At 75.5% G+C, this 26783-nt stretch carries 17 protein-coding genes; all 17 read left to right on the top strand.

All coding sequences use genetic code 11. The annotated features are described in order from the left end of the window. Nucleotides 1–10 precede the first annotated feature (10 nt). The 17 genes from GA0070216_RS05530 to GA0070216_RS05450 are packed head-to-tail and all read left to right on the top strand — an operon-like array spanning nucleotide 11 to nucleotide 26783. Nucleotides 11–529 (top strand): phage tail protein, encoded by a 519-nt coding sequence (locus GA0070216_RS05530; protein WP_091239926.1) that lies wholly within the window; start codon nucleotides 11–13, stop codon nucleotides 527–529. Beyond that, nucleotides 526–1242: a hypothetical protein gene (locus tag GA0070216_RS05525; protein ID WP_091239922.1), complete on the top strand. Its 717-nt coding sequence runs from the start codon at nucleotides 526–528 to the stop codon at nucleotides 1240–1242. Before GA0070216_RS05530 ends, GA0070216_RS05525 begins: the two co-directional genes overlap by 4 nt. Beyond that, nucleotides 1239–2063 carry a hypothetical protein gene (locus tag GA0070216_RS05520; protein WP_091239918.1) on the top strand — a complete coding sequence of 275 codons (825 nt, stop codon included), beginning with the start codon at nucleotides 1239–1241 and terminating at the stop codon, nucleotides 2061–2063. The genes GA0070216_RS05525 and GA0070216_RS05520 overlap by 4 nt, the downstream gene beginning before the upstream one ends. Next, nucleotides 2060–3346 carry a Pvc16 family protein gene (locus GA0070216_RS05515; protein WP_091239915.1) on the top strand — a complete coding sequence of 429 codons (1287 nt, stop codon included), beginning with the start codon at nucleotides 2060–2062 and terminating at the stop codon, nucleotides 3344–3346. The genes GA0070216_RS05520 and GA0070216_RS05515 overlap by 4 nt, the downstream gene beginning before the upstream one ends. Continuing rightward, on the top strand, nucleotides 3346–5193 hold the full coding sequence (locus tag GA0070216_RS05510; RefSeq protein WP_091239913.1) for an ATP-binding protein: 1848 nt from the start codon (nucleotides 3346–3348) through the stop codon (nucleotides 5191–5193). The genes GA0070216_RS05515 and GA0070216_RS05510 overlap by 1 nt, the downstream gene beginning before the upstream one ends. Then, nucleotides 5190–5432: a hypothetical protein gene (locus GA0070216_RS05505; RefSeq protein ID WP_091239909.1), complete on the top strand. Its 243-nt coding sequence runs from the start codon at nucleotides 5190–5192 to the stop codon at nucleotides 5430–5432. The genes GA0070216_RS05510 and GA0070216_RS05505 overlap by 4 nt, the downstream gene beginning before the upstream one ends. After that, the gene (locus tag GA0070216_RS05500; RefSeq protein ID WP_091239903.1) at nucleotides 5429–12997 is read left to right on the top strand and encodes an eCIS core domain-containing protein; all 7569 of its coding nucleotides are present in this window, start codon (nucleotides 5429–5431) and stop codon (nucleotides 12995–12997) included. The genes GA0070216_RS05505 and GA0070216_RS05500 overlap by 4 nt, the downstream gene beginning before the upstream one ends. After that, nucleotides 12994–13638 (top strand): hypothetical protein, encoded by a 645-nt coding sequence (locus GA0070216_RS05495; protein ID WP_091239899.1) that lies wholly within the window; start codon nucleotides 12994–12996, stop codon nucleotides 13636–13638. Before GA0070216_RS05500 ends, GA0070216_RS05495 begins: the two co-directional genes overlap by 4 nt. Beyond that, nucleotides 13635–14057 (top strand): hypothetical protein, encoded by a 423-nt coding sequence (locus GA0070216_RS05490; RefSeq protein WP_218108134.1) that lies wholly within the window; start codon nucleotides 13635–13637, stop codon nucleotides 14055–14057. Before GA0070216_RS05495 ends, GA0070216_RS05490 begins: the two co-directional genes overlap by 4 nt. Then, complete coding sequence (locus GA0070216_RS05485) at nucleotides 14050–15201, top strand: hypothetical protein (protein WP_091239895.1); 1152 nt, start codon at nucleotides 14050–14052, stop codon at nucleotides 15199–15201. Before GA0070216_RS05490 ends, GA0070216_RS05485 begins: the two co-directional genes overlap by 8 nt. Beyond that, entirely contained in the window at nucleotides 15198–15704 is a 507-nt protein-coding gene (locus GA0070216_RS05480; protein ID WP_091239891.1) for a phage baseplate assembly protein V, read from the top strand. The genes GA0070216_RS05485 and GA0070216_RS05480 overlap by 4 nt, the downstream gene beginning before the upstream one ends. Further along, entirely contained in the window at nucleotides 15704–16048 is a 345-nt protein-coding gene (locus GA0070216_RS05475) for a hypothetical protein (protein ID WP_091239885.1), read from the top strand. The genes GA0070216_RS05480 and GA0070216_RS05475 overlap by 1 nt, the downstream gene beginning before the upstream one ends. Then, nucleotides 16045–16407 carry a GPW/gp25 family protein gene (locus GA0070216_RS05470; protein ID WP_091239882.1) on the top strand — a complete coding sequence of 121 codons (363 nt, stop codon included), beginning with the start codon at nucleotides 16045–16047 and terminating at the stop codon, nucleotides 16405–16407. Before GA0070216_RS05475 ends, GA0070216_RS05470 begins: the two co-directional genes overlap by 4 nt. Next, nucleotides 16404–18782 carry a baseplate J/gp47 family protein gene (locus GA0070216_RS05465; RefSeq protein ID WP_141723010.1) on the top strand — a complete coding sequence of 793 codons (2379 nt, stop codon included), beginning with the start codon at nucleotides 16404–16406 and terminating at the stop codon, nucleotides 18780–18782. The genes GA0070216_RS05470 and GA0070216_RS05465 overlap by 4 nt, the downstream gene beginning before the upstream one ends. Beyond that, a complete protein-coding gene (locus GA0070216_RS05460) occupies nucleotides 18779–21235 on the top strand; it encodes a baseplate J/gp47 family protein (protein WP_141723009.1) in 2457 nt (818 codons plus the stop codon). The genes GA0070216_RS05465 and GA0070216_RS05460 overlap by 4 nt, the downstream gene beginning before the upstream one ends. Then, entirely contained in the window at nucleotides 21232–23355 is a 2124-nt protein-coding gene (locus GA0070216_RS05455) for a phage tail protein (RefSeq protein WP_091239873.1), read from the top strand. Before GA0070216_RS05460 ends, GA0070216_RS05455 begins: the two co-directional genes overlap by 4 nt. After that, nucleotides 23352–26783 carry a DUF6519 domain-containing protein gene (locus GA0070216_RS05450; RefSeq protein WP_091239871.1) on the top strand — a complete coding sequence of 1144 codons (3432 nt, stop codon included), beginning with the start codon at nucleotides 23352–23354 and terminating at the stop codon, nucleotides 26781–26783. Before GA0070216_RS05455 ends, GA0070216_RS05450 begins: the two co-directional genes overlap by 4 nt.

Genomic DNA, 26783 nt, shown 5'->3' with positions numbered 1-26783 from the left:
GGTGTGAGTCATGGTGCAGTTCGCGGTCAACCCGACGCGCTTCGACCCGTACAAGAACTTCAAGTTCCGGGTGAAGTGGGACGGCCGCTACGTGGCCGGGGTCAGCAAGGTCAGCGCGTTGAAACGGACCACCGAGGTGGTCAAGCACCGCGACGGCGGCAACGCCTCGACCAGTCACAAGTCGCCGGGGCGCACCGAGTTCGAGGCGGTCACCCTGGAGCGGGGGCTGACCCACGACGCCGAGTTCGCCCAGTGGGCGGGCCGGATCTGGGCGCTGCACGCCGGGCCCGGCGCGGAGGTGTCCCTGGCCGACTTCCGCCGGGACATCACCATCGAGCTGCTCAACGAGGCCGGCCAGGTGGCCCAGTCGTACCGGCTGTTCCGCTGCTGGGTCTCGGAGTACCAGGCGCTGCCGGAGCTGGACGCCAACGCCAACGCGGTGGCGATCGAGCACATCAAGCTGGAGAACGAGGGCTGGGAACGCGACGAGGCGGTGCCCGAACCGGCCGAACCACGGCTCGGGTCGTGACCGTGGGGCCGCCGCTGACCGAGGTGGAGCTGGTGCACACCTGGGACAGCGCGCTCGGTCGGCCCGGGCCGGGCCGGGGGCTGCTGCTGCTCGGCCGGGCCGACGCCGACCGGCTGCCGGTGGGCGAGGTGACAGCCCTGCTGCTGGCCGCCGCCGCCGGCTGGACGGGCGGCCGGGTGGCGGCCACCGTGGACTGTCGGGCCTGCCCGGAGCACCTGGAGGTGACCCTCACCGTCGCCGACCTGCTGGCCGCCGCGCCGCAACGCACCGACCCGGACCGGACCGCCGGGCCGTTCACCCTGACCTGGCGGGGACACCTGCTCACCCTGCGGCTGCCCACCACCGCCGACCTGGCCGGGGCGGCCCGGGCCGGCGACGCGGCGGCGGCCGAGCGGTGGTTGTTCGACGCCTGCCTGCTCGACGCCGTTCCACCGCTGGCCGACCCGTCCGCCGCGCTGCCGGCGGTGTCCGCCGCGATGGCCGACCGCGACCCGCTCGGCGTCGTCGCGGTGTCGCTGACCTGCCCGAGCTGTGGCGGCACCACCGAGGCGCTGCTGGACGTGCCGGCCTGGGCGTGGCAGGCCGCCGACGCCCGGGTCCGCCGGCTGCTCGACGAGGTGCACCGACTCGCCCGGGCCTACGGCTGGTCGGAGGCGGAGGTGCTGGCGCTGGGCCCGCACCGGCGGGCCGCGTACCTGGAGCGGGTCCCGTGACCGGCTACCTGGCCGCGCTGGCGGCGCTGGCCGTCGGCACCGCCCCCCGGCTACGCCCGCGCGGCCACGGCCGCTTCGAGCCGGAAACCCCGCAGGCGGACGGGTTCCTGACCGACGAGCAGGAGCGGACCGCGCCCCCGCCGGCCGGCCGCCCGGTCGCCCCGCCGGTAACGGACCCGCCGCCGGCACCCCGCGCCCACGTCGCGACGCCGCCGGCCGTCCCGCTGGGGACGCCACCGGCACCGGTCCCGCGGACGCCGGAGCCCGCCGTCCGACCCCGGCCGGCGCCGCCACCCGCCCCCGCCACCCCCGCGGCCGCCGGACCGGACCTGCCCGTACCCGTGCCGGCCCCCACGGCTGCCGCCGGCCCGACCGCGACCACGTCCACACCCGCCACCGGGCCCGCACCGACGAGCCGGGCCACACCGCCCCGCCCGCCGGTCGCCCCGGCCGTCGCGGACCGGTCACCGCAGCCACCCCGCCGGGACGCCCCGGACCAACCGCCGCCCCGCACCCCCGCCCCGCACCCCGTCGTCGTGCCCCCGGCCGTCCCGCCGGTGATCGCCGGCCCGGTGGCCCACCCCGGACCGCCCGCCGCGCCCGCGAGTCGCGCCCCGGTGACCCGGGCCGCCGCCCGGACCCCGGAGCCGGTCACCGTGCACGTGCACATCGGCCGCATCGAGGTACGCCTCACCGGCGACCGGCGGACGACGACCGCCGTGCCCGCCGGCACCCCGACCGCCGCCACGACCCCCACCGTCGCTCCGGGGCCGGCCCCGGAGCTGGAGTCGTACCTGCGCGGGTCGGGGGCGACGCGATGAGCACCGGGTACGCCCTGGCCGCCGTCACCGCCGTGCTGCGCGGGCAGCTGATGGCCTACCTGCGGGCCACCGGCGCCTCGTCGGCGGTCGGTGGGGTCTCCGTCTCCGCCGGCCCACCGGACCGGGTGACCGTCGGCAACCAGGAGGGCAACCAGGTCAACCTGTTCCTCAGCCGGGTGACCCGGAACCCGACCTGGGCCAACCTCGGGCCGCCCCCGCGCAGCACCGGTGGGGACGACGTCGCCGCGCCGCCGCTCGGCGTCGACCTGCACTACGTGGCCAGCGTCTACGGCCACGACCCGTTGACCGGGGAGATCCTGCTCGGCCACCTGCTGGCGATGCTGCACGAGACGCCGGTGCTGACCCGGGCGGCGATCCGCCGGTCGCTCGCCCCCGACCCGCCCGACCCGACGCTGCCCGCCGCGGTGGCCGACTCCCGCCTCGCCGAGCAGGTCGAACTGCTCCGGGTCAGCGTCACCAACAGCCCCGGCGGGGAGGAGAGCTTCCGGCTCTGGTCGGCGTTCAGCGCGCCGTACCGCAGCAGCGTCTTCTTCGACGTGTCGGTGGTGCTGATCGACCCGCTGCGCGGTGCCCGGGAGCCGCTGCCGGTCCGCGCGGTCACCGCCGGCACCGTCGACGTCGACGGCCCCGAGGTCGACCAGGTCCGCGCCGACGGGCCGACCGGCACCCCGGTCACGGCGGGCGCGACCCTGGTGGTGACCGGCCGCAACCTGGCCGGGCCGGACGTCCGGGTCCGGATCGGGACGGCCTCGGCCAGCCCGGCCACCGCCTCGGCCGGCGAGCTGCGGGTGCCGTTGTCCGACTTCGACCGACCCGTCGCGGCCGGCATCCGTGGTCTGGTCGTCACCCACGCGGTGGCGCTGGGCGACCCACCCACACCCCGGCCGGCGATCAGCTCCGACGCGGTGCCGGTCAGCTACCGCCCGACGATCACCGTCGCCCCCGGCGACGTGGTGGTCGGGTCCAGCCGGACGGTCGACGGAGTGGTGCTGCGCACCGGGACGGTCACCGTCGACGTCGTCCCGGAGGTCGAGGCCGGCCAGCAGGTGACCCTCGGTCTGACCGGGGCGGGTGGCACGGTGCTCGCCGCGCCGGCCGACAACGGGGTGCCGTCCGGTGGGCCGCGCACCGGGCGGATCGGCTTCGCCTTCCGGGACCTGCCCGCCGGCACCTACCTGGCCCGGTTGCGGGTGGACGGGGTGGACAGTCCACTGCACGCCGACCCGACCGGCCGGTACGACGGCCCCGCCGTGGTGCTGTGATGCCCGCCCCGCGCCCGGCCGCCCGCTGGCCCGGCCCACCACCGGTCGCCGGGCACGACGACGGGCTGGCCGCCGAGGTGGCGCGGATACACCTGCTCCTCAAGGGCGAACCGACACCGGACGGCCCGGCCGACGCCTCGACGCTGCGCCGGATCGCCACCGGGTTCGGGCTGACCGCCTTCGAACGCGACGTGCTGGTCGCCTCGGTCGCCGGGGAGCTGGGCCTGCTGGACCGGCCAGCCACCTTCGCCTGGTGCCTGGACGCCCTGCCCGGCGGGCACTGGGACGCCCTCGCCGCCGACCGTCCGCTGCGCGCGGCCCGGCTGGTGGAGTTGGGCGAGGGACCGCTGCCGCACGCTCCGCTGCGGGCCGACGAGCGGATCCTGCACGAGCTGCGCGGCGTCGGGCGGCTCGACGAACGGTTACGGCCCTACCTGGTGGAGCTGCCCCCGCCGCCGACCGTCCTGCCGGCCAGCCGTCGCCGGGCCGCACGGCAGCTCTGCGCCGCGTGGCAGGCCGGCCGTCGCCCGCTGCGGGTCTGCGGACCCGACCACGCCGACCGGGTCGACGTGCTGGCGGCGGCCTGCGCGACGGTGGGCCGGGCCGGGCACCGGGTGACCGCCACCGACCTGCCCCGCGCGGTGACCGACCGGGACGCCTTCGCCCGGCTGTGGAACCGGGAGGTGGTGCTCGCCGACCCGGTGCTGGTCGTCGAGCTGACCGGCGACGAGCCACCCGAGGCGAGCGCCGCCGTGGCGCAGCTCATGGCCCGGCTCGTCGGCGACGTGGTGGTCTGCACCCCCCGCGCGGTCGCCCTCGACGGGGTGACCCCCGGGCCGACGGTGGACCGGCCGACCCGGGCCGAGCAGCGGGCGCTCTGGCGGAAGCTGCTGCCGGGCCGCGCCGAAGCAGCCGCCGCCCTCCTGGCCCGGGAGTTCGACCTGGGACACCGGGAGATCCTCGACTCCGCCACCCCCGCCGTCCCCGGCCCGACCGTCGACCCGGTGGGGCTGGCCCGGGGGCTGGTGCGTGAGCGGGTCCGGCGGGACCTGGACGGGTTGGCCGAACGGATCGACGTACGGGCCGGTTGGGACGACCTGGTGCTGCCCGCCGCGGCCCTGGCCCAGCTGCGTCAGTTGACCGCCGCCGCGGCCGGCCGGACGCTCCTGGCCGAGCAGGGCTTCGCCGGTCGGACCGGCCGGGGCCTCGGGGTGGCCGCGCTGTTCGCCGGGCCCAGCGGCACCGGCAAGACCCTCGCCGCCGAGGTGGTCGCCGGTGTGCTCGGGCTGGACCTGCACCGGGTCGACCTGGCGACCGTGGTGAGCAAGTGGATCGGCGAGACCGAGAAGCAGCTACGGCGGATCTTCGACGCCGCCGAACGCGGTGGCACCGTGTTGCTGTTCGACGAGGCCGACGCCCTGTTCGGCCGCCGTTCGGAGGTACGCGACAGCCACGACCGGTACGCCAACATCGAGGTGTCGTACCTGCTGCAACGGATGGAGCAGTACCGGGGCGTGGCGGTGCTGACCACCAACATGCGGACCGCCATCGACCCGGCGTTCCTGCGCCGGCTGCGGGTGGTGGTCCCGTTCGGGCACCCCGGTCCCGCCGAGCGGGCCGGCCTGTGGCGGCGGGCCTTCCCTCCCGCGATCGCCACCACCGACCTGGACCTGCCCCGCCTCGCCGCGCTGGACCTCACCGGTGGGGACATCCACACCGTCGCGCTGCGCGCCGCCCTGGTCGCCGCCGGGGAGGGCGACCCGGTCGGGATGCGGCACGTGCTCGACGCGGTCGCCGCCGAGTACGCCAAGCACGACCGGCCCGCCGACCCCGGGCTGTGGTCATGAACATCGAGGTCACCACCATCGAGGTCGACATCCGCCGGCTGGTCCTCACCGGCGTCGACGTGCCGGTCGACGCCACCCTCGCGGCCGAGGTGGGCGCCCGGCTGAGCCGGCTGCTGGCCGACCGTGGCCTGCCGTCGGCCGACGGCTCGGCCGGCGACCCACCGGTCACCGATGATCTGCCAACCGCGCTGGCCGAGACGATCTGGGCCCGGCTGGGTCTGGCGAGGGTGGACCGATGACCACCTCCGACCCGGCCACCGGCGCGGGAGCCGCCCGGGAGACGGCCGCCCACCGGGCTCCCCCACCGACGAGGCAACCCGCACCGGGCCGCGACGACGCCCTCGCCACGCTGACCCGCGAACTGGTCGACCGGTACGCCCCGGCGCTGGGCCTACGGCCGGACGCCGTGCGGGTACGCCTCGGCGCGGCGGGTCGACGGGCCGCCAACCACGGCGCGCACGGGCTGCTCGCCGACGGCGCGGTGCACCTGGCCCCGGGCTTCGACCCGTCCCGGGCGGCCGGGCGGGCCCTGCTGGTGCACGAGTTGGGGCACCTGGCGCAGGCGGGAGGCGGCACGGCGTACCCGGGGCAGCGGGCGACCGACCCGGAGGCCGAGGCGCGGGCGCTGGCCGACGCCGCCTCGGCCGGGCGGGCACTGTGGACGCCGGTGGCGTGGTTGCCGGCCGGTGCGGTCGCCGCCGACACCGGTGCGGTCGCCACCCCGCCCCGCCCGGCCAGCCCGCCGGCCCCCGACCGGGCACCGGCCGACGAGGCCGGGAGCGGGCCGTTGGAGGCGGAGCTGGGCGCGCTGGTGGACCGTCGGTACCGGGCGGAACGGGCCCGCATGATCGACCTGCTCGACGGCCTCTGGGTCTCCGGCGACGACGTGCGGGGCTGCCTGCGTATCCTGGACACCCTGCCGTTCGTGGTCGCCCGCAGCCTGGTGCACAGCCTGCCCGCGCCCCGGCGCACCGACCTGGCCGGCAACCTCGACGACGACCACCACCGGGCCTATCCGCGTGCCGCGCTGGCCGCCCTCGGCGGGCAGACCCCCTATCTGCTGCGGGTGCTCGAAGCCGACAACGTGCACGGGTTGCGCACCGAGGGGCTCGACCCGGTGCAGCGACGCACCGCGCTGCACGTGCTGCGGGCCCTGCGGACCAGCGTGTTGCGGGAGCTGCTGGGCGGTGACCGCAAGGCACACTTCCGGGCGTTGCTGGCCGAACGTCCCCCGTCGGGCAGCGACGCCGCCGACCTGCGCGAGCAGATCACCGCGCTGGGCGGCGCGGAGACCGACGACGCCCGGCTCGACCGGGACACCGACCTGGGCACCCGGTTGCGCCGGGTGGAACGGCTGATCGGCGAACGCCAGGCCGTCGAGGCGTTGCGCCTACTGACCGACCTGGCCCCCGCCCCGCCTACCGCCGGCACCCCGCCCACCGGCACCCCGGCCGGCACCGGGTCGGTCGACGCCGGGCCGCCCGAGCCGGGGCCGAGACTGCGGCACGCGGTACGCCAGCTCGACGACAGCGGCCACCTGGACACCCTGCTCGACCAACTGCCGTGGGAGGAGCGGCGGGTCGACGCCCCGCTCGGCCCCCGGCTGCTGGTCGTCCTCGCCGCCCGCCCGGAACACCGGAACCTGGCCCGGGTGGAGGGGCTGCTGTCGTACGGGGTGTTCGACTGGGCGATCCGCGACCACGAGGCCCGCTTCGCGTACCTGCTGCTGCGCAGCCTCCCGCTGGCCGCCCAGGACCGGTGGCGGCGGCGGGACCAGGGCAGCTGGTTCGACCGGTTGGAGGAGAACATCCCGGCCGAGGACGTGCTCGGTGGCGGCTACACCGGCGTGGGCACCCTCGCCGAGCCGTGGGACCGCCGTCGGCGCAGCGCCGGGCAGGTCGACGCCGAGCGGCTCGTCGCCGACATCCACCGGGTCGTGCAGGGTGGCCTGGACGGGGTCAACGCCGTCGAGCTGGTCCGCCGGTTGATCGGCTACGACCGGCCGACCGGCGCGACCGCCGACCCGGGCACGCGGGGTCGGGAGGCGTTGCGGACCGCCGTGCACCGGCTGGACGCGCTGCGCGACCTGGACCGCATCCTCGCCGCCCTGCCGGACGCGTACCTGACCCACGAGACGTGGCGGGCCGAACTGCTCGACCTGCTCGCGCTGCGCGACCCGGCGCACCTGGAGCGGCAGGCCCGCAGCCTGCTCGCGACCGGGCTGACCGACTGGGCGGTCAACCCCCGGGAGGCGTGGCTGGCGTTCCAGCTGGTGCGGAACCTGCCGGTCGCCGACCAGGCCCGGCTGGCCGCCGACGACCCGGACCGGTGGGCCCGGATGCAGTCCGGGATGACCCCGCAGATGCGGGCCTCCCTCGCCACCACCGCGATCTCCGGTCCCCGCCGCGTGGAGGCCCGCGACCAGCTGCGGGACCGGTTGCGCGACGACCGGCTCTGGCGCGCCGGGCGGGCCACCGAACTGCGGTCGCTGATCATCCAGTCGTACGCGCTGGACGACCGGCGGTGGGTGTTCCTGCGCTCCCGCGAGGTCCGCGCGGACCTGCTGCCCGACCTGGCGACGCTGGTGGCGCAGCTGCGGCTCTACCACGCCACCCGCCGACCCTCGTTCGACCCGGAGTCGTTGCGCACCGACGGGCTGCCGACCGTGGTGGGTGACCTGGCCCGGCTGGTCGCGGTGGGGCTGAAGCTGCTGTTCCTCAGCCGCACCGGGTTGAGCCTGTTCACCGACGAGGTCACCGTCGACGAGTTCGACCTGCACGACGCCCAGTGGATCAGCGGCGACCTGGGTGGCGCCCGGCTGCGCGACACCGACCGGGAGCGCACCAACCGGCTCTCGCTGTCGGTGGACGCCCGGCAGGGGGTGCTGCGGGTCCGGCTGCCCCGGCTGGAACTCGACGGGTTCCACCGCACCTTCACCGGCAGTTCGCTGCGGACCGGCCGGGTCACCCTGACCGACCTGGACATCGTCGCCTCGTTCTCCGACCGGGGCTACGACCGGCCGGTCGGCGCGCAGGCCGGGATGGGCGCGCTGAGCGTCTCCGACGTGGTGTACGCCAGCGACGGGCTGCCCGGCGGGCTGCTCGGGCTGAGCCGGTTCGGCCTGTCCACGCTGGCCTTCCGGGCCGGGGCGACCGGGCAGGAGAACGTCACCGAGCCGGGCCGGCACGGTTGGGTCGGCATCCCGATCATCGACCCGCTGATCCATCTGCTGCACCACGTCATCTCGTTCTACGGTGGGCTGCCGTTCCTGTCCAAGATCAGCGACGCGCTGCTGGCCCCGTACACGGCCGGAGCGCCGTTCCTGGCCCAGCAGTTCACCTCGTTGACCGCCGGGGAGATCTTCACCCCGCTGGCAAACTCGACGATCGGGCTGCTCACCGACGGGGTGTTCCGCCCACCTAGGGGGATCGGCGACCGGGTCACCGACGCGGTGGAGATGATGCACTCGCTGAGTGTCAGCTTCGCCAGCGCCACCGCCGAGGGGCTCTCCTTCGCCGGCCTGCAACAGATCGGCCGGATCGAGGTGGGCCGCACCCTGATCGGCGTGGCCAACAGCCTGCCGGCCCGGTTGCGCGCCGAACAGGAGTCGCTGCGGCTGCGGCTCGGCACCGCCGACGGGACGCAGCGCACCGCCCTCCAGGAGCGGCTGAGCGCCGTCGGCACCCAGCTCACCGCGCTGGAGCCGGCGGAGCGGGAGCTGCACCGGCTGGAGGCCCGGCACCGCTGGCACGCCGAGTCGCTGTCCGAGGCCGAACGCCGCCGGCTGGTCGAACTCTCCGACCAGCTGCGCCAGTCCGTCGGCGGCGCGATCGACATCGGCGGCATCCGGGTGACCGGGCTGGCCGGCGGGGTCGAGGCCGCCGGGGTGGAGATCGACCCGATCCACGCCGAGGGCTCGACGCCGTCGCGGTCCGGCGAGTACCTGCCCGACGACGAGCTGATCACCCGGTTCCGCCGCGACCGGGTCCCGGTCGACGCCGCGACGACGGCCCGGGGCAGCGCCGGGTCGGCCACCCTCGCCGGGGTACGCCTGCTGCCCGGCGCGGCCGGCCAGCCGGCGCTGCGGATCACCGCGGGTAGCCTGCCCACCCGCGCCGACGTCACCGCGCAGCTCGCCGCGCTGTCCGCCGAGCCCCGCGGGGCGGACCGGCGGGCCGAGCTGACCCGCTGGCTGACCGACCTGGACCGGTTGCGGGAGCTGGAGTCGCTGGCCGCCGAGCCGGTCGACCCCGCCGGCCGGTACCTGCCGGGGCACCGCACCCGGGCCCAGGAGCAGGAGCTGCAGCTGCTCCGGGAGCGGGCCGGCCGGTACTTCGGTGTCACCGTCGGCGGGCTGACCGTCGCCGGGCTCGGCGTCACCATGGACCCGGCCACCCTCGGGGTGGAGGTGCGGTTGGCCGAGCTGACCGCCACCGACGTCCGGGCCGGGGCCACCACCGTGGAGCGGCTGGCGGCGTCCCGGCTGCGGGTGCGCGCCGACCTCGACGCCGTCGGCGGTGGTCCGCTCCCCGCCGAGCTGGCCGGCCCGGCCGCCGCCGCGGGGTTGCCGGTCGGCCGGACCGCCGTCCGTTTCGGCGTCGGTGAGCTGGCGGTGACCGGGTTCTCCGGGCCGGGCGTCGAGGCCCGGCGGATCGCCTTCACCGCGCCCACCCGGGCCGACGGCACGCCCGGCGAGGCGATCCACGGCCGGGTGCTGCCCGTCGGTGACGACCTGCGCCTGCCCGACCTGGTGGTGGAGCAGACCGAGCTGACCGGGCTGACCATGAATTCCCCCGGCCGCAGCCTCTATTCCCGGGGCAGCACCCGGATCGGTCGGATGAGCCTCGACGTCCAGGTCCGCACCGGCGTGACCGCCACCGGCCGGCAGGTCCGCAGCGCGCTGGTCCGCAACCTGGTCATCGACCGCATCGACGCCGACCGGATCGGCATGGACGTCACCGACCCGGCACCGGGCATGAGCGTCGAGGTGGTCTCCGGCGCGTTGATCGGGGTGCGGCTGCACGACCTCGACGTGGACCTCACCGGCGAGGAGCTGACCTACAGCGGGCGGTTGACCGTCGGCCAGCTCGACCGGCTCCGGTTCAGCGTGATCTCCCGTGCGGTGCAGGGCGGCCCGACCACGATCACCGGCACCGTGGGTGGCCGGGCGGCCGGCCCGAACGCCGCCTCGGTCACCGTGGACCTGATCCGGGCCGGGCCGCACCAGGTCGACCCGGTGACCGGCCGGATCGTCAGCGACCCCACCGACAGCCAGCGGATCCAGCTCGACGGGTTGACCCTCACCGACACCACCCTGCGGACCCCGGACGGCGCGGTCACCGTACGCCGGGCCGGGCTGGGTGGGCGGCTGGTCACCGAGCGGGCCGGCGGGCTGCGCTTCGAGGACGTCGGCCCGGCCCGGATCGAGCTGGGCGCGATCGACTGGCGGGCCGGGGACGGCCGGATCGTCTCCCGTGGACCGACCGTGCTGGACGGGCTGACTGTCAGCGGTCGCTGGGACAGCGCGCCGGAGCAGCGCGACGCCGCCGGTCGGGTCGTCCCGGCCACCGCCGCGCTGCACGTGCAGCGGCTGCACATCGCCCGGGTCACCGGCCGGGACCTGCGCTACCGCGACGGGGTCCTCGACGTCGGTCTGGGCCGGGCCGAACCGACCCCGGCGGGTGAGCCGGACCTGTCGCCGTTGGAGATCCTCGACGTGGACCTGCGCGGCCTGCGCTGGTCGGCGGCGGCGGGGCTGACCGCCGGGCGGCTCACCACCGGGGCCACCCGGGTGGAGATCGCCGGCCGGATCGACGCCGCGCTGCACGTCGACGGCGCGTTGTGGGCCGCCCAGCTCACCCTCGCCTTCGGCCGGGGTGGCCGGATCCAGGCGCGGGTGGTCGGCGGCGAGGGTCACCTCGGCGTCGGTCCCCGGCCGGGCGAACACGACCAGCACGTCAGCATCCAGGGGCTGGACACCGGCGTGGTCAGCGTCGGCCCGGACCACATCGAGATCGGCCCGGACGGGCAGCCGGGGCTGCACCTGGCGACCATCTCGGTGGACGCGCTGAACTGGCAGGGCGCGGCGCTCGGCCTGCGGATCCCCCCGGGCGCGGGGGCGATCAGCCTGCTCGGCATCACCGCGCGGGCCCGGGTCGACCTGTACCCGGCCGGCACGCCCGGCGGCCGGTTCCGCCGGTTGCTGCTGCGGGAGCTGGTGGTGCAGCAGACCCGGGCCAGCGGGCTGCTGGTGGATCTGCACGACGGCACCACCATCCGGCTCCACCCGGACATCGAGGCGGTGCTCGGTGAGCTGCGGCTGGTGCCCGCCGCCGGTCAGGACGGCTTCCTGGTGGAGGCGACCCGGACGGCGGAGGGGATGCGGGTCCTCGGCGGCCTGCGGATCGGGGCGATCGAGGCGGCCCGGGTCGGCTTCGACATCGGCACGTTCCTGTCCGGCGGCACGGCCGACTTCGCCGCCGGTGGGCTCAGCGTCGACTTCCTCGACCACGGTGGGCTGCGGCTGCACCTGGCGCAGCCCACGCTGACCGCGATCAGCGCCCAGGTCACCGCCGACCCGCGTCGGCAACTGCTGTTCCTCGGGGCGCCGACCGGCCGCCCCGAGTACGGGCTGCGGTTCACCTCGATCGGCTACGAGCAGGACCCGGCCGGGCCGGACGGCACGGCGGCCCCCGGCCGCCGGATCGCCGTACGCGGTGGTGAGGTCACCGGGCTGAGTTTCACCGACAGCGGGCTCGGGTTGTACCTCTTCGTCGAGCAGGGGCTGCTCGGCGACCTCACCCACGACCTGACCAGCGGCTCGGGTGAACTGCCGTCGCTGGACATCCGCAACGCCCGGTTCGTGCTGGATCTGGCCACCATGCTCGGCGGCGGCTCCCCGATCGCGGCCCCGCCGCCCGCCCGGACCACCAGCGCGCAGCGGCGGGCCGCCCTGGCCGGGAAGTGGGACGCCCTGGTACGGGTGCTGGACGCCTACCGTATCGGTGAGGTGCTGGACAGCCTCAACGGGCACATCGACTTCGACGTGACCCACGACGGGTTCCTCTGGGGCGAGCGCAGCTGGGAGGTGCGGCTGGCGTTGCGCGACGGGGCGGTCGACTACCGCCGGCTGACCGGTGCGCTGCCGTGGTGGACCCCGGGCCGGTTCGTGGTCGAGGGCGACGACCTGGTCTACCGGGTGCACCTGCCCAGTTTCGCGGCGGAGGGCGCTCCCCCGCCGGACAACGACGTCGACCTCCTGCGGTGGCAACTCGACACCGGCGAGGTCAGCCAGGCCCGTACCGCGCACCTGGTACGCCTCAACCGGCTGCTGCGACCGACCACGGCCTCCCGCGACGACCTGCTGCACACCGTCGCCGACGTGCAGAGTGACGAGCCGTCGACCGGCCCGCCCGGTCTGCTGGCGATCGGCAACGTCGACGTGGACCTGTCGATCAACAACCCCCGGGAGATCACCCTGCCGCTGGGCGGCAGCAACGAGATCGTGCTGGCCCCCGACGCGCTGGTGCACCTCGCCGTCGGCGGCGGGGTGCGGCGGGCCGCCGGTGGCGGCGGTCGACCGGGCCGGCTGCGGCCGGTCTCGCTGCAGAGCGCCACCGTGGCCCGGGTGAACCTGCTCTTCGACGGTCTCGGCCTGTCCACCGGCCAGATCCGGATCACCGACCTGACCGACTGCACGGTCGACTTCAGCGGGTTGGACCCGCTGCTGATGCAAGGCCGGATCACCCGGGCCGTGGCGGAGCGGATCCGCTGGCGGCGTCCCACCTCTGGAGGCAGCCCGTGACCAGTCCCCTCAGCCCCCGGTTGCTCCGCGCCGGCCTGGTCGTGCTCGACCCGGACAGCGGGCGCAGCCGGCGGGTGATCACTCTCCAGTACAACCCGGACTCGTTGACCCGGGGCTTCCAGCTCAAGACCGCCGGGGCCGACGGCGGGGCCCGGGGTGAGGCGTTGCGAATCACCGGTCCACCGGTGCAGACGCTCACCCTGGAGGCCGACCTCGACGCCGCCGACCAGCTCACCGACCCGGACGCGGTGGAGCTGGGACTGACCGCCCAGTTGGCCGCGCTGGAATCGCTGGCCTACCCCAGCCTGGCCGCGGTGCAGGACGCCGCGGCGCTGCTGGCCGCCGGCACCCTGGAGGTGGTGCCGCCCCCGGCGCCGCTGGTGCTGCTGGCCTTCGGACGACGCCGGCTCTGGCCGGTACGGATCACCGAGCTGACCATCACCGAGGAGGCGTTCGACCCGATGCTGAACCCGATCCGCGCCAAGATCCGACTGGGTCTGCGGGTGCTGACCGTCAACGACGTGGGCACCGACGGCCGGGCCGGTGGCCTGGCCATGGCCGCCCACCAGCAGCTCGAACAGCTCGCCGGCCGGGCACGCGGCGGGCGGCTGGCCGACCTCGGCATCGACCGGCTGCCGTGACCGGGCCGACCGACACCGATCCGGCCCTGGTCGCCGCGCAGAGCCGGGTCGCCGAGACCCTCTTCGCCGCCACCGGCGCGGGTGGCGTGGGCCTGCCGACACCGGGGGCCGTCGCCCCGGACAGCCGGTACGCCACGGTGGGCACCACGGTCACCGTCGACCCGGAGACCGGCGAGGAGATCGTGCACCTGCGTCGCCGGTTCGTGCCACCCGCCGAGCGGCTCGCCACCGCCGGCTGGGAGCCGGTCGCCGACGGGGACCGGGTGGACCTGCTGGCCGGTCGGACGGTCGGCGACCCCACCGCGTTCTGGCAGCTCTGCGACGCCAACGGCGTCTTCGACCCGACCGAGTTGGAGCAGCCGGGCCGGGTGGTCCGGGTCGCCCTGCCCGAGGGGTTCCCGGGAGGGTCCGATGCCTAGCGGGGTGCGGTTGCAGGTGCTGATCGGGCCGTTGACCTTCCGGCCGGCCCCGATGGAGCTGGTGGGGGCGGTGCAGGAGGCGCAGGTCACCCAGAACGCCGGCCAGCGCTCGGGTTTCCAACTGCGTCTCGCGCTGGGCCGGGGTTCGCTGGTGGAGCGGATGCTCGCCGACGGCAGCCTCGACCCGCCGACCCGGGTGTTGCTGGTGCTGCACCTCGACGGGCGTCCGCAGGTGCTCTCCGACGGGGTGGTCACCCGGCACGACGTGGCCCGCAGCAACGACGCGGGCGCGTCGACGCTCACCCTCACCGGGGTGGACGTCAGCCAGATGATGGATCTGATCGACCTGTCCGACCTGCCGATGCCGATGCCGGCCGAGGCCCGGGTGCTGACCCTGCTCGCCCCGTTCGCCGCGTACGGGGTGGTGCCGATGGTGGTGCCCAGCGTGCTGGTGTTCGCGCCGAACCCGGTGCAGCGCATCCCGGCGGTACGCGGCACCACCTTCGCGTACGTGTCGCAGTTGGCCGACGAGGTGGGCTACACGTTCTATGTGGAGCCGGGGCCCACCCCGGGGATGAACACCGCCTACTGGGGGCCGGAGGTCCGCACCGGTCAGCCCCAACCGGTGTTGACGGTCAACGCCGACGCCGGCGCCAACGTGGAGTCGCTGTCGTTCTCGTTCGACGGGACGCAGAAGACCGTCTACCTGCTCACCGCGTTCCCGGAGCAGGTACGGGTGCCGATTCCGCTGCCGGTGCCGGACGTCAGCCCGCTCAACCCGCCGCTCGGCCGCAAGATCCCGATTCCGCTGTCGTACCGGCGGATGAACATCGGGCGGTCCAACCCCAGCGGGACCGACGACGCCACCGCCCGGATGGACGTGGTGCAGACCCTCGCCCGCGGCCTGGCCCGGGCCGCCCAGTCGGCGAACGTGATCAGCGGGTCCGGTTCGCTGGACGTGCTGCGCTACGGCCGGCTGCTGCGCTGCCGGCGGCTGGTCGGGGTCCGCGGCGCCGGCCGGGCCTACGACGGCGAGTACGTGGTGCGCAGCGTCACCACCACCGTCAAGGCGGGCGAAGTCAAGCAGCGGTTCACCCTCGGCCGCAACGCCCAGATCTCCAGTTCCGGAAGGGCACAACCATGACGACGAGGTATTACGGCAAGTATCGCGGCACGGTGGTCAACCACCTCGACCCGTTGCAGCAGGGCCGCATCCAGGTGACCGTTCCGGACGTCACGCTCCCTCCGTCGAGCTGGGCGATGCCCTGCTTCCCGCTGGCCGGCGTCCAGGCGGGCATGTTCGCCGTGCCGTTGCCGGGCACCGGGGTGTGGGTGGAGTTCGAGCAGGGCGACGCCGACCATCCGATCTGGACCGGCTGCTGGTACGGCTCCAAGGCGGAGATCCCGGCGCTGGTGTCGTCCGCCCCGCCACCCACCCCACCGATCGTGCTGCAGACCCCCGGCCAGGCCACCCTGATGATCTCCGACGCCCCCGGCCCGACCGGCGGCATCCTGCTCAAGACCCTGACCGGGGCGATGATCTCGATCAACGACACCGGGATCATCATCTCCAACGGCAAGGGTGCCTCGATCACCCTGGTCGGGCCGACGGTGGCGGTCAACCAGACCGCGTTGACGGTGACCTGATGCCCGGCCCGGTGCTGCACGTCGGCGCGGTGCTGTCCTGCCCGCACACCGGCCCGGTCACCCCGCAGACCGGCAACTCGCGGGTGCTGGTCAACGGCCTGCCGGTGGTCACCGCCACCGACACGTACCCGGTCACCGGGTGCCCCTTCCAGGTGCCGGTGGGCGCGGGCACCACACCGCAGCCCTGCGTCCAGGTCCAGTGGACCACCCCGGCGGCCCGGGTCCTGGTCAACGGGCAACCGGCCGTGCTCGCCACCAGCGTGGGGGTCGGGGTGAGCGCGGAGGGCATCCCGCAGGGGCCGCCGACGGTGGCCGGCTTCCAGGTCCGGGCGGTGGCGTCATGACGTACCCGGCGTTTCCGTGGCGGCCGGACAACCGGGGCCGCTCCGGCGTGGCCGGCCCGGACCGGCACATCGCCGACCTGGTGGAGGCGGTGCTGTTCACCGCGCCCGGCGAACGGGTCAACCGGCCGGACTTCGGCGCCGGCCTCGGCCAACTGCTCTTCGCCCCGGTCGACGACGCGGTGGTGGGCACCGCCGAGTTGCAGGCCCGCAGCGCGTTGCAGCGCTGGCTCGGCGAGCTGATCGAGGTCGACGACGTCCGTGTCGACCTGGCCGAGGCGGCGGTACGCGTGCACGTCGGATACCGGCTGCGCGCCACCGGCCGACCGGCGCAGGTCTCGGTGGAGAGGGGCGACGGATGAGCGTGCGGTGCGACGACGACGCGCGGCGGGCCGAGGTGGCCCGGCCCGGCAGCGCGTTCAACGGCATCGACTGGGTCGAGGTGGACGCCGCCGACCAGCGGCTGCTGCACGTCGGTTTCCTGCACCCGCTGCCCGGTCAACCCGGCGGGGTGCCCGCCGGGGCGACGCTTTCGGTCGGGAACGTGGTGGTCGACGGCGGGGTCCGGATCACCGGGGTCCGGGGGCTCAGCGTCACCGCCGCGGGTGCGGAGCTGACCGTCCGGGTGGACCGGGCCGGTGACTTCTCCCCGTACACCCTGCGGTTGGTGCGGTCGGCGGTGGACGACCGGGTGCCGCCCGGTTTCGACCCGGTGCTGTCGGCGCAGGAGTTCTCCTTCAAGGCCAACTGCCCCAGCGATCTGGACCCGGCGCCGGCCGCCCCCACCGTGGCGCCGCCGCCGCCGACCACCGCGCCGGCCGACTACCTGGCCAAGGACTACGCCGGTTTCCGGCGGCTGATGCTCGACCGGCTCGCCGCCCTGCCCGGTGGGGCCGAACGCCACCCGGCCGACCCGCTGATCACGGTGGTGGAGGCGTTGGCGCACGTCGCCGACCGGTTGTCCTACCGGCAGGACGCCGCCGGCACCGAGGCGTACCTGGGCACCGCCCGCAGCCGGATCTCGGTACGCCGGCACGCCCGGCTGCTGGACTACGCGGTGCACGACGGCTGCGCGGCCCGCGCCTGGCTCAGCGTCCGGGTGGCCGCCGGTTCGGACGTGGAGAGCCGGGGGGTGCCCGCCGGTACCGCGGTGCTCGCCGCCGACCGGGCCACCCCGGCGGTCCGGCCCGCCGACGCGGCGGCGCTGCTGGCCGGCGGTGCGACCGGCTTCGAGACGCTGACCCCGCTCGCCCCCCGGGCCGCCCGCAACGAGATCGCCCTGTACGTGTGGGGCGGCCGGGACTGCGGCCTGCCCGTCGGCGCGACCCGGGCCACCCTGGTCGACCTGCCGGCGACCGGCCTGGCCGCCGGTGACCTGCTGCTGCTGGAGGAGGTGCTCTCCCCGCAGACCGGGCGACGCGCCGACGCGGACCCCACCCACCGGCAGGTGGTCCGGCTGGTCTCGGCACGCCCCACCACCGACCCGGTGACCGGGGTGGCCGTGCGGGAGGTCGAGTGGAGCGCCGCCGACCGGCTGGCCTTCCCGCTGACCGTCACCGCATCCGTCGCCGGCACGGGCACCGACCACCTGGTGACCTGCGCGGTGGCCCGGGCCAACCTGGTGGCCGTCCAGCACGCCATCGCGGTGTCCGGGCAGCTCCCGGCCGCCGCCGAGCACCGGTGGCGGCCGGTGCTGACCGCCGAACCGGTGGCCGCGGCCGTGCCGTTCCCGACCGACACCCCGGCCAGTCAGGCCCTCGACCAGGACCCGCGCGCCGCGGTGCCGCTGATCCGGTTGGAGACCACCGAGGGCAGTTGGCGGCCCCGCCGCGACCTGCTCAACGCCGACCGCTTCGACCAGGGCTTCGTCCCGGAACGCGAACGTGACGGGCGGGTGAGCCTGCGGTTCGGCGACGACGTGTCGGGGCGGCGGCCACCGGCCGGCACGGTCTTCCAGGTCGCCTGGTGGCGCGGCGGCGGCGCGGCCGGCAACCTCGGCCACGACGCGCTGACCACCCTGGTCACCGACCGGGTCGGGCTGCTCGCCGCGACCAATCCGCTGCCCGCCGTCGGTGGCACCGAGCCGGAGAACATCGAGCACGCCCGGCAGCATGCCCCGGTCGCCTTCGCCACCCAGGAGCGGGCGGTCACCACCGCCGACTGGGTGGCGGCGGCGCTGCGGCTGCCCGAGGTGGCCAACGCCACCGCCCGGGTCCGCTGGACGGGGTCCTGGTGGACGGTCTTCCTCACCCTCGACCTGACCGGCGGGCAGCGGCTGACCGACGAACCGGAGCTGGCCCGCCGGTTGGCCGGGCGGCTCGACCGGTTCCGCATCGCCGGCTACGACCTGCAACTGCGCGACCCGGTCGACCTGCCGGTGGAGCTGCGGCTGTGGGTGTGCGTCACCCCCGGCGCGTTCCGGTCCGACGTCCGCCGGGCCATGCTGGACCTCTTCTCCGCCCGTGACCTGCCGGGTGGGGTACGGGGGTTCTTCCACCCCGACCGGTTCAGCTTCGGCACCGCGCTCCACGTCAGCCAACTGCTGGCCGCCGCGGTCACCGTCCCCGGGGTCACCGACGTACGGGTGACCGAGCTGCACCCGGTGGGGGTGGCGCCCGGCGGGGAGCTGACCGACCGGGTGCTGCGGGCCGGCGACACCGAGGTGATCCGCCTCGACAACGATCCCAGCGTGCCGGAGCACGGCATCCTGCACCTCGACCTGGTGGGTGGACTGTGACGACACGAGTGGGCCGGGAGCCGAACCCGCCCGGCCGCCGCGACATCGCGTACCGGCTGGGCCGACAGGCGGACTTCGCCGCCGACCTGGTGGCCCGGCTGGGTGCCCGGCCGGAGCTGGCCGGGCTGACCACCCGGGAGGTCGACGACCCGGCCGTGGCGCTGCTGCACGCCTGGGCGACCACCCTGGACGTGCTCGCCTTCTATCAGGAGCGGATCGCCAACGAGGGTTTCCTCGGCACCGCCACCGAACGCGGTTCGGTGCTGATGCTGGCCCGCGCGATCGGTTACGAGCTGCGCCCCGGGGTGGCCGCCACCACCTGGCTGTCGTTCACCGTCACCGCCACCCCGGGCGCCCCGGACGGGGTGCCGATCCCGGTGGGCAGCCAGGCGCAGAGCGTGCCCGGCCCCGGCGAGCTGCCGCAGGTCTTCGAGACGGTGACGCCGCTGCTGGCCCGGCCGGAGCTGAACGCGGTGGGGCTGCGGGTCACCGCACCCCGCGCGCCCCGTCCGGGCGACGCCACCCTGTACCTGGCCGGCGCCGACACCGTCCTCACCCCGGGCAGCGCGCTGCTGGTGCTCGGCCCGGACTGGTGCGACGTCCGCCGGGTGCGCGCGGCCACCGCGGTGCTGCCGGCGGCGGCCACCGCGCTGGACGGGGGTGCGGTGGTGCCGGCGTACACGGTGGTCGGGTTGGACGCGGCGGTGACCGCCCAGCCGCTCGGCGCGGAGCTGCGCCAGCCGGGACGGGACGTGCAGGTGCACCTGTTGGCGCAGCGGGCCGCGCTCTTCGGGCACCAGGCGCAGCCGTGGTCGGCGCTGCCGGTGGCGTTGCGGGTCGGCGAGCTGAACCCGGGCACCAACCAGGTGCTGCCGGGCGTGTACGCCACCCGCAGGGACAGCTGGGTCGACGCCCCGCTGGGCAGCCAGGAGCGGGCGCTGCACCTGGACCAGTCGTACCCGTCGATCGTGGCCGGGTCGTGGCTGGTTCTGGAGACCGCCGGGGTGCCGCAGGTACGCCGGGTCGACGCGGTGACGGAACAGCCGGTGGCCGACTTCGGCATCGCCGCCCGCACCACCCGGGTCACCGTGGCCGGCGGCGACTCGAACAGCTTCTCCCGGCGTACCACCACGGTGCTCGGCGACAGCCGGCTGCTGCCGCCGGCCGCAGCGCCGCTGACCACCCCGCTGGCCGCGACGTCGACCCTGGAGCTGGCCCGGCCGACGCCGGGGCTGGAGCCGGGCCGGCCGCTGGTGCTCACCGGTGTCGACCCGGCCGGCGGGCCGGTCTGCGAGGTGGTGACCGTGCTGCGGGTCCGGGACGCGACCACTGTCGACCTGACGGCGAACGTGGCGCAGCGCTACCGGCGCGACAGCGTCCGGGTGCTGGGCAACGTGACGTCGGCGACCCACGGTGAGAGCCGGGCCGAGGTGCTCGGGGGCGGCGACGCGCGGCGGGCGTTTCCGCGGTTCACCCTGCGGCACGTGCCGCTGACCCAGGTGCCCGCCGCGACCGCGAGCGGCTCCCGGACGACCCTGGCGATCTGGGTGGACGGGGTGCGCTGGCAGGAGGTGCCGGCGCTGCTCGGGCAGGCCCCCACCGCCCGGGTCTACACCGTCCGCCGGGCCGACGACGGCACCGTCACGGTCACCTTCGGCGACGGCCTGACCGGGGCACGGCTGCCCACCGGGCAGGACAACGTGGTGGCCACCTACCGCAGCGGCATCGGGCGGCTGGCCGACCTGGCACCCGGCCGGTTGACGATTGCGCTGTCGAGGCCGCTGGGCCTGATGGAGGTGGTCAACCCGGTGCCCGCCGCCGGGGCCGACGACCCGGAGGGGGTGGACCGGGCCCGCCGCAACGCGCCGTTGGCGGTCCGGACCCTGGGCCGGGTCGTCTCGCTGGACGACTACGCCGACTTCGCCCGCGCCTTCGCCGGGATCGGCAAGGCCCGCGCGGACCTGGTCTGGGACGACGCCCGGCAGCTCGTCCTGCTCACCGTCGCCGGCCCGGACGGGACGGAGATCCCGCAGAGCGCGCCGGTGCGCGCCGATCTGCTGCGCGCCCTGGATGCCGCCCGGCAGGCGACGGTGCCGGTGCGCATCCTCGGCCACCACCGTCGCCGGGTGGCGGTGACCGCCCGGCTGCTGCTGGCCCCCGGGCACCGGTTCGCGCTGGTCTCGTCCGCCGCCCGCGCGGCGTTGGTGACCGGGTTGAGCTTCGACGCCCGCGACTACGCCCGGCCGGTCCGCGCCGGCGAGGTGCAGGCGTTGCTGCACGGGGTGCCCGGCGTCGCGGCGGTGGTGCTGGAGCTGCTGTACGACGCCGAGCAACCGCCGGGCCGGTTCGACGTGATCACCGCCGCCCCCGCCCGCCGGGTCGGTGACCTGCTGTTCCCCGCCGACCTGCTCACCGTGGACACCGCTGACGTCACCCTGCTGGAGGCATCGTGAGGGCCGAGGAGATCTGGGGCCTGCTGCCGGCCGCCCTGCGCAGCCAGGACGAGGCGGCCGGTGGAATGCTGCACGCGCTGGTGGAGGTGATGGCCGAGCAGGCCGGCGCACTCGGCGACGACGTGGACCAGCTCACCGACGACTGGTTCGTGGAGACCTGCGCCGAGTGGGTGGTGCCCTACCTGGGTGAGCTGGTGGGCGCGGGTCAGCTGCATCCGCTGTCGGACGGCACCGGCCTGTCCGACCGGGCCCGGGTCGCCGACACCATCCGGTTCCGGCGACGCAAGGGCACCGCCGCCGCGCTGGAGGAGTTGACCCGGGCCAACACCGGTTGGAGCGCCGCGGTCGTCGAGTTCTTCGAACGCCTGGTGGTCACCCAGCACGTCAACCATGTCCGGTCCGCGCCGGCCACCGCGCAGCTGCGGGCCGCCGCACCGTTGGAGCTGGTCGGCGGGCCGTTCGAGACGGTCTGCCGGACGGTGGACGTGCGGGCGATGGACGCCGGTGCGGGCCGCCCCAACATCGGGCACATCGGCCTGTACGTGTGGCCGCTGCCGTCGTACCGGCTGGACCGGGCCACCGCCGCGCCGGCCGTGGTGCCGGCGGACGGTCGGTGGTGGATCGACCCGGTGGGGGTGGGCCGGCAGCTGACCGGGCCGACGGTGACCGAGCCGGATGTCGACCACCGGGCCGACGAGGCGAACGTCCCCGGCCCGTTGCGCCGTCGGCCGCTGCGCGACGAGTTGGTGGCGCTCGCCTCCGACGCCCCTCCCCCGCCCGAGCAGCGGCGCTGGTTCCGCGACGACGACCCGTCGTTCGTGGTGTGGATCCAGTCGACCCCGACCGACGAGCTGCGGCCGGTCCCGCTGGACCTGCTGCGGATCTGCGACCTGGCCGGATGGGAGCTGCCGACCGGCAGTGTGGTGCGGGTCGACCCGGTGCGTGGCCGGGTCACCGTCGCCGCCGGGCGGCCCGTGCACCGCCTCGCGGTCTCCTGGTGGTACGCGTTCAGCGCCGACGTCGGTGCCGGCCCGTACCCGCGCCGGGGTGATCTGGGCGCGGCGGACGGCCCGGTGGACTGGCAGCTCGCGGTGAGCGTGACCGAGCCGCCGCGCGCCGGGGAGGTGGTCGCCTCGCTCGGTGAGGCGGTGACCGCCTGGCACGACTTCCAGGCCGCGCATCCGAGCAGCACCGGCCGGATCGTGGTGCTGGACAGCCACCGTTACCGGGAGAACCTGTCGGTGCGGGTGGGGCAGGGCAGCCGGTTGAGCGTGCTGGCCGCGCAGTGGCCCCGGCCGCCGGACCGGCCCCGCCGGCAGACCGACCTCGACCCGGTCGGGGTGCGTCCCTGCCTGCTCGGCGGGGTGACGGTCACCGGCGTCGGCACCGGGGACCGCCCGGGTGAGCTGGTCGTCGACGGGCTGCTGGTCGCCGGGGCGGTGACCGTCGCCGCGCCCGGTGCCGGCGGGCCGGGCCTGGGCCTGGTGGAGTTGCGGCACTGCACGGTCGGTCCGGCGGCGACCGGGCTCACCGTCATCGCCGGCAACGACCGGACCCGGGTGGTGGTGCACCGTTGCGTGACCGGCGCGCTGACCACCACCGACGGCCCGCTGGCCGTGACGGACACGCTGGTGCACGGCCCGGTCGCCGCCGGGGACGCGGCGGCGGAGCTGGCCGGGGTGACGGTGCTGGGCAGCACCACGGCGCGGGTGCTGACCGCCACCGACTGCCTGTTCGACCAACCGGTGACGGTGGCCCGCCGGCAGCAGGGGTACGTCCGGTTCAGCTACCTGCGCCCGGGCTCGGTCACCCCGCGCCGCTACCGCTGCCAACCGGATCTCGCCGAGCAGGCCCATCCCGGCGACCCGGACGTGGCGACCCGGGTCGGCCCGGCGTGGGCGAGCACCCGGTACGGCGACGCCACCTACGGCCGACTCGCCGCCACCGCCGCCGCCGAGCTGCGTACCGGTGCGGAGTCCGGTGCCGAGCTGGGCGCGTTCCGCCGCGCTCTCACCCCGCAACGTCTCCACAATCTCACCCTCGCGCTGGCGGAGTACCTGCCGCTGGGGCGGGTGGCCGCTGCCCTGCCCGTCCTGCCGACCGGAGGAACCACACCATGAAGGGCGACATCAGCCGCGTCACGTTCGACCAGCGGCGGCACGCGACGAGCGTCCGCAAGCAGCAGGGTCGGGTCGATCTGGACGCGGACTGGAACGAACAGCAGGACATCCAGGCCCACCTGCGGGCCACCGCGCTGACCGACGTGGTCGGCGCGGTCGGTGCGCCGCTGGTCGGCGGGGCGTTCGCGGTGACCGGTGGGGCGGATCTGAAGCTGTCGGCCGGCCGCTACTACCTCGACGGGGTGCTCTGCGAGAACGACTCCCCGGTCTCCGTGTTCGGTCAGCCGGACCTGCCGGCGGCCGGCCCGTTCGTCCGTAGGCTCGACGGCACCTGGCTGGCCGCCGGCACCCCGGTGCCACCCGGGGTGTACGCCGCCTGGCTCCAGGTGTGGTCGCAGCACGTGACCGCGATCGAGGACCCGGCGCTGCGGGAGGTCGCCCTCGGCGGCCCGGACACCACCACCCGGCTGCGTACGGTGTGGCAGGTGCGGTTGTTGCAGGCCGGGCCGCCGAACACCCCGGTCGGTTGCGCGGACACCCCACCCGGCTGGGCGGAGCTGACCGCCGCCTCCACCGGCACCCTCGCGGTACGCGCCGACCCGACGGGCAGCTCCGGCGGGGACTGTGTGATCCCGACCGGGTCGCCCTACACCGGGTTGGACAACCAGTTCTACCGGGTGGAGATCCTGACCGGCGGGGCGCCCGGCGTCGCCGGTTTCGTCTGGTCCCGGGACAACGCCGCCACGGTGGCGACCTGGGAGAGCATCGACGTCGACGTGCTGACCGTGAAGGTGCCCGGACGCGACGGCAGCGCCGGCTTCACCAACGGCTCCTGGGTGGAGCTGACCGACGACGGCCGGGAGCTCAACGGCCTGCCCGGCACGTTGGTGCAGGTCGACCGGGTGGAGGGCGACCGGATCGTGATCCGGCCGGGCACCGCCACCGGCAGCCTCGACCGGGCGGACTTCCCGTCCCGCCCCCGGGTCCGGCGTTGGGACGGCCGGGGCACCGTGCCGGCCGGCGGCGTCGAGCTGGACCTGGAACTCGGCATCAAGATCCGGTTCTCGGCGGCGGGCAGCTTCCGCACCGGCGACTGGTGGTCGTTCCCGGCCCGGTCGGCGCTGCACGACGTGCAGTGGCCCCGGGTCGGCACCACGCCGGTGGCGCAGACCCCGCACGGACCGCGTCGGTCGCACGGCCGGGTCGGCATCGTCAGCTGGGACGGCACCCAGTGGAGTGTGCTGCGCGACTGCCGGCCGGTGTTCGCCCCGCTGACCGGGCAGGCCACCCTGAGCCTGCTCGGCGGGGACGGCCAGGAGGCGGTGCCGGTGCCGGCCAATCCGGCGGCCCTGGTGCCGCTCGGGCACGACCTGGTCGCCGGGGTGGCGATGGGCGGCCAGCCGGTCGCCAAGGCCCGGGTCCGGTTCACCGTCACCGGGGGCGTCGGCCGGGTCCTGGCCGGTGCGGTCACCGCCAGCACCGTCACGGTGGAGACCGGCACCGACGGCCGGGCCCGCTGCGGCTGGCAGCTCGACTCGGCCGCCGCCACCCAGGAGGTCACCGCCCAACTCCTCGACGAGGCCGGCCAGCCGACCCACCTGCCGTTGACCTTCACCGCCGGGCTGTCCCGCGCCGACCGGGTGTCGTACGACCCGACCGGGCGGCCGTCGCTGGCCGGGGCGACCACCGTGCAGGCCGCCATCAACCAGCTCGCGGCGACCGCCACCGGTGGGTGGGCGACCATCACCATCCGGCCCGGCATCGACTGGGTGCAGGCGCTCAACACGCTGCCGGCCGGGGACGTGCTGATCTGCTTCGCCCCCGGCCTCTACACCAGCACCGTCCCGGTCACCTTCACCGGCCGGGCCAACATCCGGCTGCTGGGCAGCGGGCCGGCCAGCCGGATCCGGGTGCAGAGCCAGGAGTTCGCGCTGATGTTCGTCAACTGCGGCACCGTGTCGGTGGCCCACCTGGCGGTGGAGACCCCCGGCCCGGCCGGCGCCGAGGGCCGGCTCGGCCCGGTGTCGGCCGTCAACTGCGCCGAGGTGACGATCGAGCACTGTCAGCTGACCGGGGTGGCCGGCGCGTCGCCGCAGAGCACCTGCCTGACCGTCCGCAACGACCAGGGCACGCCGCCCGGCAAGGTCCGGGTGCTCGACTCGGACTTCCTCATCGGCCACGGCCAGCAGGGGGTGCTGCTGGTGAACCCGGATCACGCGGTGATCACCCGGTGCCGGTTCTCCTGCCCGCCCCGGCCGGCGTCGCTGACCCTGGCCGAGCTGGTCAAGGACGAGAAGTTCCGCAGCCAGCTGGCCACCCAGCTGGTGGGCCGGCTCGCCCTGGACCGCGACGACCGGTTGGAGGCGGGTGAGTGGAACACCGTGGTCCGGGTCGGCCGGTGGGGCGTGCGGATGAACTCGATGGTCCCGCAGAGCGAGTGGAGGACCCTGACCACCCTGCGTCCGCCCACCGCCGAGGATCAGCGCAGCGCCGGGAGCGCCGAGGCGTACGTGCTGCGGCTGGCGGATCTGGCCACCGAGGACCCGGCCCAGCTGCCCTCGTACAAGCGGCAGCTCGTCTCGCTCAAGGGGCGGCTCGGGCAGAACGCCGGGCGGATCTTCGACACCGACGAGGGCCGCAAGACGCTGCGTGACTACCTGGTCGGTGAGGGGATCGACGTGCGGGAGGCCGACGACATCGCCCGCAGCCGTCGGGAGGTGGCGTTGCCGGTGCCGGGGGCCAGCCTGCGCTTCGACTCGGCGTTGAGTCAGGGTGCCTGGGAGGCGGCGGTGGCCGCGTCACCGCCGTCGAGCCCGGTGCAGACCCCGTCGGCGGCGGCGAAGCACCTGCGCAGCGTCGCCGACCGGATCCTGTTGGAGCCGGCCTTCGGCGAGAAGTACGCCGGTGGTTACCGGCGGGACCTGACCGCCGCGGCGGAGGTCTCCGTGGGTGCCTGCGCGGTGGTGATCGGCGGGGGTACGGCGGTCGGTGACGTCGAGGTCTCCGACTGCCGCTTCGACCAGGTCGCCGAGGGTATCCACATCGGGGTCTCCTACCACAAGGGACCGCCGATCCAGGGGCGCACCATCCGGGTGACCGGCAACGACATCCATCTCTACCAGGCGTGGTGGCGCACACCAAGCACGATCCGCGGGGTCAAGATCGGCAGCATCCGGCACGTGTTCGTCTCCGACAACCGGATCTCGGTGGCCGCCGGGGCGGGCGTCGGCATCTGGGCCTTCGCCGCCGGTGGCCCGATCATGGCGATCCGCGACAATCTCGTACAGAACTGCGAGCCGGCGATCCTGTGCAACCCGTCCTGGAGTGGGGCGCCGACGAAGCGGCTGTGGTCGGTCACCGACAACGTCTCGTCGAACGGCTCGATCCAGGTGGGCGGGGGTGCACGCAGCTCCGGCAACGTCAGCTGA

Source organism: Micromonospora matsumotoense (assembly GCF_900091525.1).
Taxonomy (GTDB): domain Bacteria; phylum Actinomycetota; class Actinomycetes; order Mycobacteriales; family Micromonosporaceae; genus Micromonospora; species Micromonospora matsumotoensis.
Note: the sequence above shows the minus strand (reverse complement) of the source record. Positions and strands in the feature narration are given on the sequence as shown.